The organism is Variovorax sp. LjRoot290 (genome assembly GCF_964253985.1).
In the GTDB taxonomy this organism is placed as follows: Bacteria; Pseudomonadota; Gammaproteobacteria; order Burkholderiales; family Burkholderiaceae_C; genus Variovorax.
This window is the reverse complement of the sequence record NZ_CAXURW020000001.1, coordinates 3,919,598-3,933,922: the sequence shown is the minus strand read 5'-3', so window position 1 is coordinate 3,933,922 and position 14,325 is coordinate 3,919,598. Positions and strand designations below refer to the sequence as shown.

Sequence of the window (14,325 nt, the reverse complement as noted above, 5' to 3'; positions counted from 1 at the left end):
TAGCAGGTTGCATGCCAGGCTGTTTTGATGGAAATGGCGGGTACGGAGGGCCGCGGCGCGGCATGGCGATGCAAGGCGCATCGTTGAATTGCGCGGCGCGCACTTGTTTGGTCCGTCAGGGATGCAGCGTCACTTCGGCCGCTTGAAGCTCCACCAGGGCAGCAGGGCGTTCAGCGACTGCACCTCGCCGCTGCCGGCGCTCTCGTAGCCGGCGAGCGTGCCGAGGCGGTGCTGCCACGCTGCGCCGCGCAGCAGCGTGAGCAGGGCCAGGATCGCGGGCTGGTCGAGCGCCGACTTGAGGCAGGCCAGGTGATAGCGCTCGTGGACCAGCGGCACGAAGCCCAGGCCCGCGCTGCGCGCGACCGATTCGATCCCGAGCCCGGCGTCGGCTTGGCCGGCCGCCACCGCGTGGGCGACGGCCGCATGCGAAGGCTCGCAGTGCGCATAGCCTTCGAGCGCATCGGCGTCGAGCTTCTGCGCTTCGAGCAGCTCGTCGAGCAGCACGCGCGTGCCGGTGCCGAGCGCGCGGTTCACGTAGCGTGCGCGCCGGCTCGCGACATCGGCCAGGCTGCGCAGGCCCAGCGGATTGCCCGGCGCGACGATCAGGCCCTGCGTGCGCCGCGCGAAGCCGATGATCTTGTGCAGCCCGGGCTTGAGCAGCGGCTTGTAGGTGCGCTGCGCCAGCGAGCCGCGCGGCGGCCGCTCCAGCGTGTGGAAGCCCGCCATCACGCAACGCCCCTCATTGAGCGCGCTGATCGCGTCCACGCTGCCGGTGAAGCGAATGTCGAGCTGCAGGTGCGCGCTCTCGGCCGCGTGCGCGCGCAGCAGCACCAGCGCATCGTCATGGCTCGCATGCAGGCTCAGCACGTGGATGCTGTCGTCGAAGGCGAGCGCGAAGGCGCGTTCGAGATCGGCATGCAGCGCCTCGATCTGCGGTGCGAGCCGGGCCTGCGCCTGGCGCTCGGCCCACAGGAGCTTGTCGCCGAACTCGGAGAGCTGCGCCGAGCGGCCCTGCGCGCCGGTCACGAGCGGATGGCCCAGCGTCTGCTCCCAGCGCTTGAGTTCGCCCCACACATGGCGGTACGACAGGCCCAGCACCCGTGACGCGGCCGAGATGGAGCCGTGCTCGCGCACCGCGTGCAGCAGCTCCATGAGCGGATTGCGGATCAGCGTCCGGCCGTTGCGGCGCGGTGCGATGGCATAGGAAAGTTCGATCTGTTGCACGAAGAAAAGAGGAGGGCGGGATGCCGCGAAGGATTATGCAGAGGCCGACCCTGACCTATGCATGCGATTGCATAAGTTGGCTCCCTGCGTTTGCCCATACTGCCCCGGCTTCCGAACTCCACCACCTGCATGAACACCTTCACCGACAGCGCCGCCGCGGCCTGGCAGCTCGTCGTCTCGGCCGATCCTGTGCTGCTCGCCATCGTCGGGCGCTCGCTGGCCGTCAGCGGCACCGCCTGCGCGCTGGCCTGCGGCTTCGGCCTGCTTCTGGGGGCCTGGCTCGCGGTGGCCCGCTTCCCCGGCCGCGGCCTGCTGCTCACGCTGCTCAACACGCTGCTGGCGCTGCCCTCGGTGGTGGTAGGGCTGGTGATCTACCTGCTGCTCTCGCGCTCGGGGCCGCTGGGCTTCCTGGGCTGGCTGTTCACCTTCAAGGCCATGGTGCTGGCACAGGCGCTGCTGGTGCTGCCGGTGGTCACGGCCCTCACGCGCCAGACCGTCGAGGACGCCGATCGCGCACATGGCGAGCAGCTGCGCTCGCTCGGCGCCGGCGGGCTGGTGCGCGCGCTGCTCCTGGTGTGGGACGAGCGCTATGCGTTGATCACGGTGCTGATCGCTGCCTTCGGCCGCGCGGTGTCCGAAGTCGGCGCCGTGATGATCGTCGGCGGCAACATCGACGGCTTCACGCGCGTGATGACCACCGCGATCGCGCTCGAGACCAGCAAGGGCGACCTGCCGCTCGCGCTTGCGCTCGGGCTGGTGCTGCTGGGCGTGGTGCTGCTGCTCAACCTCGCGATCTCGGCCGTGCGCGGCTGGCGCGAGCGCGTCGACGGCGGCGCGGCCGATGCAGCAGCGGCTCGGCGGGTGGAGGTGCTGTCGTGAGCGAAGCGCTCTTCAGCCTGCACGAGATCGACGTGCATTACGGCCGTGTGCCGGCGCTGGTCCGCGCCACGCTGTCCATCCATGCCGGCGAGCGCGTCGCGCTGATCGGCGCCAACGGCAGCGGCAAGAGCACGCTGCTGCGCGTGCTGCACGGCCTGGTGCCGCATGCGTCCGGCGCCTTCGTCGGCAAGGTGCCGCTGCGTGCGCAGGCCATGCTGTTCCAGCGGCCGCACATGCTGCGCATGAGCGTGCGCAACAACGTCGCGCTCGCGCTTTGGCTGCATGGCGCGCCATGGCGCAGCGCGCAGCGCGAGGCCACGGCGGCGCTCGGGCGCGTCGGCCTTGCCGCGCTGGCCGGCCGCAACGCCCGCACGCTGTCGGGCGGCCAGCAGCAGCGCATGGCGCTGGCGCGCGCCTGGGCGTTGAAGCCGGCCGTGCTGCTGCTCGACGAACCGACGGCGAGCCTGGATCCCACCGCCAAGCGCGAGGTCGAAGCCCTGATCGCCGATGCGGCGCACGGCCGCACGCTGGTGTTCGCAAGCCACAACCTCGGCCAGGTCAAGCGGCTCGCGAGCCGCGTGATCTATCTGGAGCACGGCCGCGTGCTGGCCGACCTGCCGGTACACGATTTCTTCAATGGGCCGTTGCCGGAAGAGGCCCGTCTGTTCGTCAAAGGAGAGTTGGTATGAAGTCATTCAAGTTTCTTGCGCTCGCGCTCGTCCTCTCGGCCGGCGCCTTCTCGGCGAATGCCGAGACCATCACCATGGCGTCCACCACCTCGACCGAGCAGTCGGGCCTGTTCTCGCACCTGCTGCCGGCCTTCAAGCAGGCCAGCAACATCGACATCAAGGTGGTCGCGGTCGGCACGGGCCAGGCGATCGACATGGCCAGGCGCGGCGATGCCGACGTGCTCTTCGTGCACGACAACGCGGCCGAGGAGAAGTTCGTTGCCGAGGGCTTTGCGGCGAAGCGCTTCCCGGTCATGTACAACGACTTCGTGCTGGTCGGGCCGAAGAACGACCCGGCCGCGGTGAAAGGCAAGGACATCGCCGTCGCGCTCAAGAAGGTCGCGACCAGCAATGCGGCCTTCGTCTCGCGCGGCGACAAGAGCGGCACCGATGCCGCCGAGCGCCGGCTGTGGACGCAGGCTGGCGTGGCCGACGCAGGCCCGCAAGTGCCCAACGACAGGAAGGGCACGGGCTACAGGGAATGCGGCTGCGGGATGGGCCCGGCGCTCAACATCGCGGCCTCGAGCAATGCTTACGTGCTGGCCGACCGCGGCACTTGGCTGAGCTTCAAGAATCGCGCCGACCTGGCGGTGCTGGTGGAAGGCGACAAACGCCTCTTCAACCAGTACGGCGTGATGGTCGTGAGCCCGGCGAAGTTTCCGCAACTCAACAGCGCCGGCGCGCAGAAGTTTGTCGACTGGGTGATCTCGCCGGCCGGGCAGTCGACCATCGCGAGCTACAAGATCGGCGGCGAGCAGCTGTTCTTTCCCAATGCGGGCCAGTAGGGCCTGGCGCGCGGTGGCTCTCGCCTCGGGTCTGGTCGCCGGCGCGGCCGCTGCACAGCAGCAGACGCTCGCGGTCCATGCGGCGGGCAGCCTGCGCGCGCCGATCACGCAGGCGGCGCAAGCTTTCGAACAGGCGAACCCGGGCACGCGAATCGCGCTGACTTTCGGTGCCTCGGGCCTTCTGCGCGACCGCATCGCGGCCGGAGAAAAGGCCGACGTGTTCGCCTCGGCCAACATGGCGCATCCGCAATCTCTCGGCGCCGACGGCGCATGGGGGCCGACCCGTGCCTTCGCTCGCAATGCGCTGTGCGCGCTCGCGCGACCCGGGCTGGCGGTGACGCGCGACACGCTGGTCAAGACGATGCTCGACCCGGCGATCAAGCTCGGTACCTCGACGCCCAAGGCAGATCCCTCGGGTGACTATGCCTTCGAACTGTTCGAGCGTGTCGAGCGCACGGGCGCGGCGCCTGCAGGTTCGGCGCGTGCGCTGGCGACCAAGGCGCTGCAACTGACCGGTGGCCCGAACTCGCCCGCACCGCCGCCGGGACGCAATGTCTACGGCATGCTGGTCGCGAGCGGGCAGGCCGATGTGTTCCTGACCTATTGCACCAACGCGGTGGTGGCCATCGCCGAGGCGCCGGGGCTTCAACTTGTCGAGGTGCCTGCGGCCATCAACGTGAGCGCGGAATACGGGCTGGCCGTGCGCAGCGGCGCGGCCCCGGCGGCGCAGGCTTTTGCGGACGACCTGGTCCATGGCGCAGGGCAGGGCGCATTGCGCAAGGCCGGCTTCCTCGCGCCCTGATATCGACAACCGGTCTTGCCCTAAAGGGGGCTGTGCGCGGCCGCGGTGGCTTCGAGCCTCAGCAATTTCCTCTTGCGCCGCACGCCCCAGCGATAGCCCGAGATCGATCCATCGGCCTTGAGCACGCGGTGGCAGGGGATGGCAACCGCGAGCACGTTGGCGGCACAGGCGGCGCCGACTTCCTGCGCGGTCGCAGTCACGGGCAAGGCCTTGGCGATCCGGCCGTAGGTGATGGTCTCGCCGGCAGACACGGCGCGCAAGGCTTGCCAGACCGCCAGCTCCAGTGCCGAGCCGCGGATGTCCAGCGGCAGATCCAGGCCCTCTTCCGGCGCTTCGAGAAAGGCGACGACCTTCGCCGCCGAATCCTCGAGCCCGGCTTCATCGAGCACGAGCCGCGCATCCGGAAACGCGCTCGCCAGCTCGCGGCGCAGCACGTGCCGGTCGTCACCCATCAGGATGGCGGCGACGCCCGTGGCGCTGGCAGCGATCAGTGCGCTGCCCAGCGAGAAGGTTCCGTACGCGAAACGGAGTTCTTCCATTGCGCCTTCCCGGTGATCAACAGTTGTGTTCATTGCGATGTCCTCATTGCTTCCTGTGAGGATTCACTGTGGCATCGCGTCAGCCTGATCGCACTCCGGTCCTTGCTTTCGAATCGCCGCTTCCTTGTGCCCTGCGCGGTGAGCGCTCAATCGAGCGCGCGCACCTCGATGCGCATCAGGTTGCGCACGTGCCGTGCGCCCAGCCGATGGTCGGCCGCGGAGATCAGTGCGATGCGTCCCTCGCGTTCGTCGAGCGCCTTGCCGTCGCGTTCGAACAGCACCAGCACGCCTTCGCCCACCGCGGTGTTGCTGATCTCCGGCCAGGAGAAGAGGGCGCGGTAGCCGTCGGTTGCCGTCGCGACGACGACGAGGGTCTTCCAGTCGTTGCGCCCGGGTGCGGCGAGACCTGCGCGAGCGACCAGTGCGGAAAGCTTGACCCCGCGCACCGAGCTGCGCGTTTCGGTGCCTTGCCCGCTGCGCGATTGCGTGAACTGGCCGATCTCCGCAGCCGGGAAGGCTGCGAGCGCTGCGGCGTCGAGCCGGAGTTGCTGCCGCACCGCGCCCGCCACTTCAAGCTGCTGGCTGGGCTGCGCCGTCGCGATTGCAGGGGCGGTGAACAGCGTCAGGCAAAGGATCAGACGGAGAAGGAGGTGCATCAGGGCTCCAGGGAGTCATCGATCCATCGGAAGGTACAGGCTTTCCTTGACCTCTTCCGTCACGACATAGCTGTGCGACTCGGCCGTCACCGGCAGCTTCTTCGGCAGGTCGTCGAAGCCACCCGACACGAGGTGCATTCCATCACCTCGGGCACGTGCAGCGGCTCATGCGCGACCCATGACGTGCAGCAATGCGCCGGGGCCTGGCTTTTTGTCCATCGGCCGGGTTTCCAGAAATCCCTGAACGCCAGACCAGATCAGGAGTCCTGATGTAAGTATTTGCGTTTAACAGGTTACCAAATGAAACATACGTAACGCAAGCGGCGATAAAAGGGTGCAAACGAAACAAAATGCAAGCATTGTTGGAACGCGTGTCAGACCGCTCCTGCACCCCGGCCTCGATCCTTTTTGGAAGGTATTGGATGAAATCCACTGGAAAAAGCGCGCTTCTGCTTGTTACTGCAGCAGCCGCGCTCGCAGCGTGTGGGGGTGGAGGAGGCGGTGGAAGTGGATTTCCGGTGATGCAAGGGATGGCATCGGATACGACTGCAGCACCGTCCACCTCTGCTGCGCCAACCGACCCTGCCGTCGAAAAAGAAGCGGCACCGGTCGAGAAGGCGCTTGATTCGAGCTGGACCAAGGTGGCTGTCGAGAATCAGCGATTCACACTGGCTTCGGCGACGACCGTGCAGTACGGGGCCAACTCGACCTGGAGGAAGAGATTGCTCTCGGGTTCGGTCGAGTGCAGCAATGCGACCTTTGGCGATCCGCTGCCCTATGTGGCGAAGGCGTGTTACATCCAAGGCCCCGCGCCCGCGCCTGCACCTGCACCTGCACCTGCACCTGCACCTGCACCTGCACCTGCACCTGCACCTGCACCTGCACCTGCGCCCGCGCCCGCGCCCGCGCCCACCGCGCCTGCAGCAGGCACGCTGCTCGCGGGCGAGGGCTCGTCGTTCACCGTCGCTGCTGCCACCCTTGTGCAGTACGGGTCCGGTTCATTGTGGGTTCAAAAGACAGTCAGCGGCACCGGCCAGTGCACGAACGAATTCTTCGGCAAAGACCCTTCGCCCTTTGTCGTGAAGGCTTGCTATTCCCTCGGTGCAGCACCCGGCACCGCTCCCGCTCCCGCGCCGGCTCCGGCACCCGCCCCGGCTCCAGCGCCAGCCCCGGCGCCCGCGCCCGCACCCGCACCCGCACCCGCACCCGCACTCGTCTCCGGCGATGTCGTCGACAGCGCCGGCCGAGTGGTGGCCGATAGCTACCGCGCCCTGGCGCTCAAGTTGGCCACGGCGGAGGGCATCGCCTACCGCTACGGCAATGCGCCGTCCGTGAACAACACCGGCATCCCGACGCTGTTCAAGCGTGCGGACCAGACCATGAGTTACCACGGAGGCACCTGGCAACTGGGGGGACCTCTTCTCGAAGATCCCGGCCTCTACATGACCAACCAGGCCCACGTCGGTTTTGTCGCCGACAACACCGCGGTGCGCATGGGGGTGGGCGATCTGCAGATCTCCGCCATCGACCACAACACCTTCGCGCAAGCGCCGCAATTGCCCTGGCAGGAAGCGGCCGCGTGGGACGGCAGCGCCGGACGCACCAACTACAACGTCAGCACCTACAAGACCGCCGGCCTCACGACCGGCGAGCCGGTGGCGGTGGCGCGTTGCGGCGGCCGCGTAGGCTTCTGCGCCACCTCGCTGGTGGCTTTCCAGAACGGCCTGATCGGCACCGCGGGCAGCAACACGGCGAACAACCGGGGCTCGGTGAAACTGCCCGCCGACAAGGTGCCGACCGGCATGGCCATCACCAACACCAGCGAATACGCGCTGGTGACGGTGTGGGACACGACGGCGCTGAAGGGCCAGGTGGCGGTGATCTCGCTGGCCGGCTTGTGCAACAACTGCAACCCCTACAACTCGGCGAAGAACGGCAGCTACGACGCCTGGTACGACTGGTGGCATGAGTGGATGGGCGTGTACCCCGGCCTGCCGAACATGGGCAACATCGCCTTCATGAAGGTGCTGGGCTACATCGACCTGCCGGGCATGAACGCACCGACCGAGATCGCCGTTACCACGGGCTTCGACCAGTTCCAGACGGCGCTGCCGGAAAAGTACGGCGAGTTCATGGGCCAGACCTACTCGCCGCTGACCGATCCGGCCAAGCGTGCGACGTTCTCGGGTTCCGGCACGAACGCCAACCGGTACGCCAAGTCGGGTGTGGCGGTGGTCATCTCCAAGTCGGAGAAGAAGGCCGCCTTCATCGACCTGAAGCCGTTGTTCAGCTACGTCAACAGCGTCTACTTCGGTACCGGTCCGACGGAGTTCACGAACCTGGGTCAGGCCGACAACCAGTGGCCGTACACCTTCGCCAACAAGCCGCAGCAGACGCCGACGGTGATCACCACGGTGGCGCTGGACAGCAAGCCGACCGCTGTGAAGACGACCATCTTCGGCAACGTGCACCGTGCCTGGATCGCCACCGAAGAAGGCTCGCTGCGCATCTACGGCCTCGGCAACGTGCCCACCGGCACCACGGTCACGGACGTCGTCGAGAAGGGCCGTGTCGCGATCGGGAAGAACCCGACCTCGCTGGCGATCTCGAAGATCGACCCGGAGAACAGGACCTTCGAGCCCTTGAACGAGCAGGTGCTGGTGGCTTCGCGCGGTGATCGCAAGATCCAGTGGGTGAGGTTCGCAGGCGACGGCAACAGCGGCAGCGTGGTTCGCACCCTGCAGGACTCGCGCATCGTCGACCCGATCGCGGTCGAGGATGCCGACAACTTCGCAAGCGACAACATGGTCTTGAGCATTGCGGACTACACCGGCAAGGCGGTGTCGAACTACCGCTACGGCTCGGTGATCTTCGCGAACCGCGGCGGCTCCTGGGCCTGCCAGCCGCCGGGCGGCTGTCCGGTGCAGGGCACCGGCGGCATGAACATGGAGTTCGGCGGCAGCTTCACGATGGAGGGCCGGCCGTTTCATCTCAGGACAGCCAACGTGCCCTGATCCGCCCGAAGCCTCAGCGATCCAGCGGCAGGTACAGGCTTTCCTTGACCTCTTCCATCACCACATAGCTGTTCGACTCGGCCGGCACCGGCAGCTTCTTCAGCAGGTCGCCCAGCAGGCGGCGGTAGTCGCTCATGGCGCGCAGGCGCGCCTTCACCAGGTAGTCGAAGCCACCCGACACCAGGTGGCATTCCATCACCTCGGGCACGTGCAGCAATTCCTTCCTCACCTTGTCGAAGACGTCGGCCGACTTGGAGGACAGCGTGATTTCCACGAACACCAGGAGCGTCTTGCCGATCGCCTGCGGATCGATGCGCGCGTGGTAGCCGGTGATCACGCCTTCGCGTTCCATGCGCCGCACGCGCTCGGAGCAGGGCGAGGTCGAGAGGCCGATCTGCTCGGCCAGTTCGGTCATGGAGATGCGGCCCTGGCGCTGCAGGATGTCGAGGATCTTGCGGTCGGTGCGGTCGAGTTCGGTCATGGGCAGCAAAAAGCACTGGAATGTGTCGATATTTCAGTGGAGTTTATGGCAGATGAATGAATACGCTTGACCCTTCTCTCGCAGCGAAGGTGTCTTGCCATGAAAGTGATCGTTCTGGGCGGCGGTGTCATCGGTGTCACGACCGCCTATTACCTGGCCCGTGCCGGCGCGGAAGTGACGCTCGTCGATCGGCAGAGCGGCCCCGCGGAAGAAACCAGCTTCGCCAACGCCGGCCAGGTGTCGCCCGGCTATTCCACGCCCTGGGCCGCGCCGGGCATTCCCTTCAAGGCCTTGAAGTGGATGTTCCAGAAGCACGCGCCGCTCTCGATCCGACCCGACGGCAGCCTGTTCCAGCTGCGCTGGATGGCGGCGATGCTGAAGAACTGCTCGCCCGAGCGCTATGCGGTCAACAAGGAACGCATGATGCGCGTGGCTGAATACAGCCGCGACTGTCTGCGCGAGCTGCGCGCCGAAACCGGCATCAGCTACGAACATCGCACCCAGGGCACGCTGCAGCTGTTCCGCACGCAGGCCCAGCTCGACGCCGTGCAACGCGACGTGGCCGTGCTGCAGGAGTGCGGCGTTCCCTACCAGTTGCTCGATCGCAGCCAGCTGGCGACGGTCGAGCCGGCGCTGGCGCGTACGGGCGACCTGCTGGCCGGCGGCCTGCGTTTGCCGAACGACGAGACCGGTGACTGCCACCTGTTCACGCGCGCCCTGGCCGACGTCGCGCGCGGGCTGGGCGTGGATTTCCGTTTCGAACAAGACGTCGAAGGGCTCGCCACCGAAGGCGGCCGAATCACCGGCGTGCGCCTGGGCGGGCCGGCGCGCGAAGTGCTCACGGCCGATCGCTACGTGCTCGCCTTCGGCAGCTATTCGCGCGACTTCGCAGCCAAGCTGGGCCTGGACATCCCGGTCTACCCGGTCAAGGGCTATTCGATGACCGTACCGCTCGTCGACCCGGCCGCGGCGCCGCAGTCCACCGTGCTCGACGAAACCTACAAGGTCGCGGTCACGCGCTTCGACGACCGCATCCGCGTCGGCGGCATGGCCGAGCTCGGAGGCTTCGACCTGCGCCTGAATCCGCGCCGGCGCGAGACGCTGGAGCGCGTGATCACCGACCTGTTCCCCTGCGGCGACCTGCCGCGCGCCACTTTCTGGACCGGCCTCAGGCCGATGACGCCCGACAGCACGCCGATCGTCGGTGCCACGCCGTATGCCAACCTGTTCCTCAACACCGGCCACGGCACGCTGGGTTGGACCATGGCCTGCGGCTCGGGCAAGCTGGTGGCCGACCAGGTGATGGGGCGGCGGCCCGACATCCGCACCGACGGCCTGGCAATGGACCGCTACCTTTCGCCCGCGCCGCGTGGTCCTGTCGGCGCGTTGCCGAGCGGCGCCTCGGCCTGAGCCTTCGGGTTTTTCCGTAGAGGGATAGCCTGGATGCGCCGTGGTTTTGCCGCTGGTAAAACCACGGCATGACAAGAAAGATCCAGCCACCCACGATCACGCGGACGCAAGAGGCCGAAGGCACCGGCTTCTCCAAGGTGTTCGCCTTCCTGCGCGACAAGCTGCTCGAAGGCAGCATCCGTTCGGGAGATCGGCTGGTGCCCGAACGCGAACTCGCGCTGCAGCTGGGCGTGAGCCGGCCCATCGTGCGCGAGGCGCTGCGCGCGCTGTCGATGATGGGCGTGGTCGAGATCCGCGAGCGCGTGGGCACCATCGTCCGCAAGCCCGACGTGTCGGTGCTCGGCGACTTCTTCGCGTTCTCGATGGCGCAGCAGGCCGACATCGTGGACGACGTGATGCAGGCGCGCATCGCGATCGAGGTGCAGGCCGTGCGCCTGGCCTGCCGGCACGCGTCGACATCCGACCTGGAGCGCATCGCCGCGGCGGTCGACCGGATCGAGGCGACAGTCGACGACTCCGAAGAGGGCAGCCGCGCCGACTACGAGTTCCACACCGCATTGGTGCGGGCAAGCCGCTCCGAGACCTTGATGCAGCTGTATGCCGCGATGTCGACGCTCCTGATGCGCTCGCACCATGAGCGCCGCGACGTGGTCGGCGGCGATCCGGCGGTCAAGCAGTACCTGGTCGAAGACCATGCGCGCATCTTTCAGGCGCTCGTCGCGCGCGACGAAGACCGAGCCGACCAGGTGCTGCGCAAGCACTTCAGCATCGGCGACGAATACCGGCGCAAGGCCGCCACCGGGCCTGCCGCGCGCGGCCGGCCGCCGACGCGCGAGGAGGTGGCGTGATCGATTTCGACTTCGGGGTCGTGCTCGAACGCTGGCCGCTGTTCGTCGAGGGCGTGTGGCTGACCGTGCGCCTGGCATTGGTCGCCACGCTCTCGGGCTTTGCGATCGGCACGCTGTGCGCGGCCGGCAGGCGAAGCAGCCACCGGCTGCTGGCGCGTGCCTGCGGCGCGTATGTGGAACTGATCCGCAACACGCCGCTCCTGGTCCAGATCTTTCTCGTCTACTTCGGCCTGTCGAGCCTCGGGCTGTCGCTGTCGGCGTTCACCGTCGCGGTGATCGCGCTCGCGGTCAATGCCGGCGCCTATGCGACGGAAATCATGCGCGCCGGTTTCGATTCGGTGAACCGCAGCCAGATCGAGGCTGCCGAATGCCTCGGGCTTTCGCGGCTGCAGGTGTACTGGCACGTCGTGCTGCTGCCCGCGATGGAACGCGTGTACCCGGCGCTGACCAGCCAGTTCGTGCTGCTGATGCTGGCCTCGTCGATCTGCTCGCAGATCTCGGCCGAAGAGCTCACCGCGATCGCCAACCACGTGCAGTCGGACACCTACCGGCCCTTCGAGACCTTCATCCTCGTCGGCGCCGCCTACATCCTGCTGTCGCTGCTGATGCGCCTCGGCTTCTGGGGTCTGGGCGCGCTGCTGTTCCCGCGCCGCCGCAGACTGGGCACCGCGCTGTGATGACCGGCACCGCGTTCAACGCCAACCACCTGCTGTTCCTGCTGCAGGGCGCCGGGTGGACCGCGATCCTCTCGCTCATCGCCTTCGTCGGCGGCGGGCTGTGCGCGTTCATCGTCGCGCTGGCGCGGGTCTCGCCCCATCGCTGGGTGCGCGCGGCGACGGGGCTGTGGGTCCAGCTGGTGCAGGGCTCGCCGCTCCTGGTCATCATGTTCCTGGCCTTCTTCGGGCTGCCGACCCTGGGCATCAAGGTCTCCGCACTCGCCGCGGCCGGCGTGTCCCTGATGATCTACGTGTCGGCCTATCTCGGCGAGATCTGGCGCGGCGCCATCCAGGCGGTGCCGCGCGCGCAATGGGAGGCCGCCGAATGCCTGGCGCTCGGCCGCACGCAGCGCATGTTCAAGGTCGTGCTGCCGCAGGCCGTGCGGCTGGCCACGCCGCCCACCGTCGGCTTCATGGTGCAGATCGTGAAGAACACCTCGCTGGCGTCGGTGGTCGGCTTCGTCGAACTCGCGCGCTCGGGGCAGATCATCAACAACTCGATCTTCGAGCCCTTCATCGTCTACCTCTTCATCGCGGCGATCTACTTCGCGCTGTGCTATCCGCTCTCGGTCTGGAGCCGCCGGCTCGAGCGCAGGGCCGTCGCGTCTCCCACTGCGGCGAAAGCCGTCTTCACCCATGACCCAGTCCTCGCCCAATCCTGAGCGCGCTTCGGCGCCGGTCGTGCGCCTGCACGACGTGCACAAGAGTTTCGGCGCACTGAAAGTGCTCGAAGGCGTCGGCTTCGAAGTCGGCCGCGGCGAGGTCACGGCGATCATCGGCCGCAGCGGCTCGGGCAAGAGCACGGCCTTGCGCTGCATCGATCGCCTCGAGCGCATCGACAGCGGCGAGATCGTGGTCTGCGGCCACCGCGTCGACGACGCGGGCATCGACCTCAAGGCGCTGCGGCTCGATGTCGGCATCGTGTTCCAGAGCTACAACCTCTTTCCGCACCTGACCATCGAGCAGAACATCATGCTCGCGCCGCGCTCGGCCAAGGGCGTGGCCAAGCCGGCGGCGCGCGCGCTGGCACACGAGGTGCTGGCCAAGGTCGGCCTTGCGGAGAAGGCGTCCTGTTATCCCGAGCAGCTCTCGGGCGGCCAGCAGCAGCGGGTTGCCATTGCGCGCTCGCTGGCGATGCAGCCGAAGGTGATGCTGTTCGACGAGGTGACCTCGGCGCTCGACCCGGAGCTCACAGGCGAAGTGCTGCACGTCATCGAGGACCTCGCGGCCGGCGGCATGACCATGGTCATGGTCACGCACGAGATGGCCTTTGCACGCAAGGTCGCGGACCAGGTGCTATTCATGCACCGCGGCAGGGTCTGGGAGCGCGGCGGCCCCGAGATCCTGTCATCCCCGCAAACCGCCGAGCTTCGGCAGTTCGTGGCCAGCGAGCTCTGAAGGCTGGCCTTCTTTCGAAAACATGGAGACAACACCGTCATGAAGCTTTTCCGTTCACTGCCCACCCTGTTGGCCGCCGCCTGCCTCACGCTGGCGGCTGCCGCGCACGCCGACGTGCTCGACGACGTGATGAAGGCGAAGAAGATCCGCATCGCAACGGACTTCTCGATTCCACCGTCCGGCATGCTCGACAAGGACCTCAAGCCGACCGGCTCCGACGTCGAAACCGCGCAGCTGCTCGCCAAGGACTGGGGGCTCGAACTGGAGTTCGTGCAGACCACCGGCGCCACGCGCATTCCGAACCTGCAGACCGGCAAGGCCGACATCGTGGTCTCGACGCTGTCGGTGACCCCGGAGCGCCAGAAGGTCATCGACTTCTCGAAGCCGTATGCGGCGCTGGTCTCCGTCATCGGCGCGCGCAAGGATCTGGCGATCAAGGACTGGCCCGACCTGAAGGGCAAGTCGGTCACCGTCACGCGCGGCACCACGCAGGACACCGAACTCACCCAGCTGGCGAAGGACAGGGAGTTCAAGGTGGTGCGCTACGACGACGATGCGACCATGGTCACCGCCGGCGTCAGCGGCCAGGCCGACATCGTCTCCACCTCGGTCACGATCATGAATCAGATCACCGCGAAGAACCCGCAACGCCCGTTCGAGCAGAAGATCGTGCTGCGCAATCTCGATCTCGCCATCGGCGTCAAGAAGGGCGAGGAGCGCATGGTCGCCAAGCTCAACGAGTGGGTCACGGCCAATCTCCAGAACGGCAAGCTCAACGCCATCTACAAGAAGTTCCACGGCAGCGATCTGCCCGCGAACATGCGTCCCTGATCATCCACAACCCG

General features: G+C 67.3%; 15 protein-coding genes and 1 pseudogene. 11 read left to right on the top strand and 5 right to left on the bottom strand.

Translation table 11 applies throughout. The features are described from left to right. Positions 1-129 precede the first annotated feature (129 nt). Complete coding sequence (locus ACSQ9A_RS19580; RefSeq protein ID WP_093102992.1) at positions 130-1,224, bottom strand: substrate-binding domain-containing protein; 1,095 nt, start codon at positions 1,222-1,224, stop codon at positions 130-132. A gap of 129 nt (positions 1,225-1,353) precedes the next feature. Between ACSQ9A_RS19580 and ACSQ9A_RS19575 the strand changes: the two genes are divergently transcribed. From ACSQ9A_RS19575 to ACSQ9A_RS19560, 4 genes are read left to right on the top strand one after another with little or no spacing between them, the layout of a single operon-like run. Next, a complete protein-coding gene (locus ACSQ9A_RS19575) occupies positions 1,354-2,103 on the top strand; it encodes an ABC transporter permease (protein ID WP_436304818.1) in 750 nt (249 codons plus the stop codon). After that, on the top strand, positions 2,100-2,792 hold the full coding sequence (locus ACSQ9A_RS19570) for an ABC transporter ATP-binding protein (RefSeq protein ID WP_093102995.1): 693 nt from the start codon (positions 2,100-2,102) through the stop codon (positions 2,790-2,792). Before ACSQ9A_RS19575 ends, ACSQ9A_RS19570 begins: the two co-directional genes overlap by 4 nt. Then, positions 2,789-3,616, top strand: a complete 828-nt coding sequence (locus tag ACSQ9A_RS19565) for a substrate-binding domain-containing protein (RefSeq protein ID WP_436304817.1) — start codon at positions 2,789-2,791, stop codon at positions 3,614-3,616. The genes ACSQ9A_RS19570 and ACSQ9A_RS19565 overlap by 4 nt, the downstream gene beginning before the upstream one ends. Next, positions 3,603-4,418, top strand: coding sequence for a molybdate ABC transporter substrate-binding protein (locus ACSQ9A_RS19560; protein ID WP_436290962.1), 816 nt, complete (start codon positions 3,603-3,605; stop codon positions 4,416-4,418). Before ACSQ9A_RS19565 ends, ACSQ9A_RS19560 begins: the two co-directional genes overlap by 14 nt. A gap of 20 nt (positions 4,419-4,438) precedes the next feature. Here the strand turns inward: ACSQ9A_RS19560 and ACSQ9A_RS19555 are convergent, their stop codons facing one another. The 3 genes and pseudogenes from ACSQ9A_RS19555 to ACSQ9A_RS19545 form a co-directional block, all read right to left on the bottom strand. Next, on the bottom strand, positions 4,439-4,990 hold the full coding sequence (locus ACSQ9A_RS19555; RefSeq protein WP_436304816.1) for a methylated-DNA--[protein]-cysteine S-methyltransferase: 552 nt from the start codon (positions 4,988-4,990) through the stop codon (positions 4,439-4,441). Between the two features lie 113 nt (positions 4,991-5,103). After that, on the bottom strand, positions 5,104-5,613 hold the full coding sequence (locus tag ACSQ9A_RS19550) for a molybdopterin-dependent oxidoreductase (protein ID WP_436304815.1): 510 nt from the start codon (positions 5,611-5,613) through the stop codon (positions 5,104-5,106). Between the two features lie 15 nt (positions 5,614-5,628). Further along, positions 5,629-5,789 (bottom strand): annotated as a pseudogene (locus tag ACSQ9A_RS19545) (transcriptional regulator); the annotation flags it as partial. Between the two features lie 465 nt (positions 5,790-6,254). Between ACSQ9A_RS19545 and ACSQ9A_RS19540 the strand changes: the two are divergent. Then, positions 6,255-8,627, top strand: a complete 2,373-nt coding sequence (locus ACSQ9A_RS19540; RefSeq protein ID WP_436304814.1) for a hypothetical protein — start codon at positions 6,255-6,257, stop codon at positions 8,625-8,627. Between the two features lie 13 nt (positions 8,628-8,640). Here the strand turns inward: ACSQ9A_RS19540 and ACSQ9A_RS19535 are convergent, their stop codons facing one another. Next, on the bottom strand, positions 8,641-9,108 hold the full coding sequence (locus tag ACSQ9A_RS19535; protein ID WP_093103004.1) for a winged helix-turn-helix transcriptional regulator: 468 nt from the start codon (positions 9,106-9,108) through the stop codon (positions 8,641-8,643). A 99-nt stretch (positions 9,109-9,207) separates the two neighbouring features. Here ACSQ9A_RS19535 and ACSQ9A_RS19530 point away from each other — a divergent pair, with 99 nt between their 5' ends. The 6 genes from ACSQ9A_RS19530 to ACSQ9A_RS19505 all read left to right on the top strand — a co-directional run bounded on the left by ACSQ9A_RS19530 (position 9,208) and on the right by ACSQ9A_RS19505 (position 14,311). Beyond that, positions 9,208-10,518, top strand: a complete 1,311-nt coding sequence (locus tag ACSQ9A_RS19530) for a D-amino acid dehydrogenase (protein ID WP_436304813.1) — start codon at positions 9,208-9,210, stop codon at positions 10,516-10,518. A gap of 68 nt (positions 10,519-10,586) precedes the next feature. Next, on the top strand, positions 10,587-11,366 hold the full coding sequence (locus ACSQ9A_RS19525; protein ID WP_093103007.1) for a FadR/GntR family transcriptional regulator: 780 nt from the start codon (positions 10,587-10,589) through the stop codon (positions 11,364-11,366). After that, entirely contained in the window at positions 11,363-12,043 is a 681-nt protein-coding gene (locus ACSQ9A_RS19520; RefSeq protein WP_436304812.1) for an amino acid ABC transporter permease, read from the top strand. The genes ACSQ9A_RS19525 and ACSQ9A_RS19520 overlap by 4 nt, the downstream gene beginning before the upstream one ends. Then, positions 12,043-12,744: an amino acid ABC transporter permease gene (locus ACSQ9A_RS19515; RefSeq protein WP_436304811.1), complete on the top strand. Its 702-nt coding sequence runs from the start codon at positions 12,043-12,045 to the stop codon at positions 12,742-12,744. The genes ACSQ9A_RS19520 and ACSQ9A_RS19515 overlap by 1 nt, the downstream gene beginning before the upstream one ends. Further along, entirely contained in the window at positions 12,719-13,480 is a 762-nt protein-coding gene (locus ACSQ9A_RS19510) for an amino acid ABC transporter ATP-binding protein (protein ID WP_436304810.1), read from the top strand. The genes ACSQ9A_RS19515 and ACSQ9A_RS19510 overlap by 26 nt, the downstream gene beginning before the upstream one ends. Positions 13,481-13,519: 39 nt before the next feature. Then, positions 13,520-14,311 (top strand): transporter substrate-binding domain-containing protein, encoded by a 792-nt coding sequence (locus ACSQ9A_RS19505; RefSeq protein WP_436304808.1) that lies wholly within the window; start codon positions 13,520-13,522, stop codon positions 14,309-14,311. Positions 14,312-14,325: the final 14 nt, after the last annotated feature.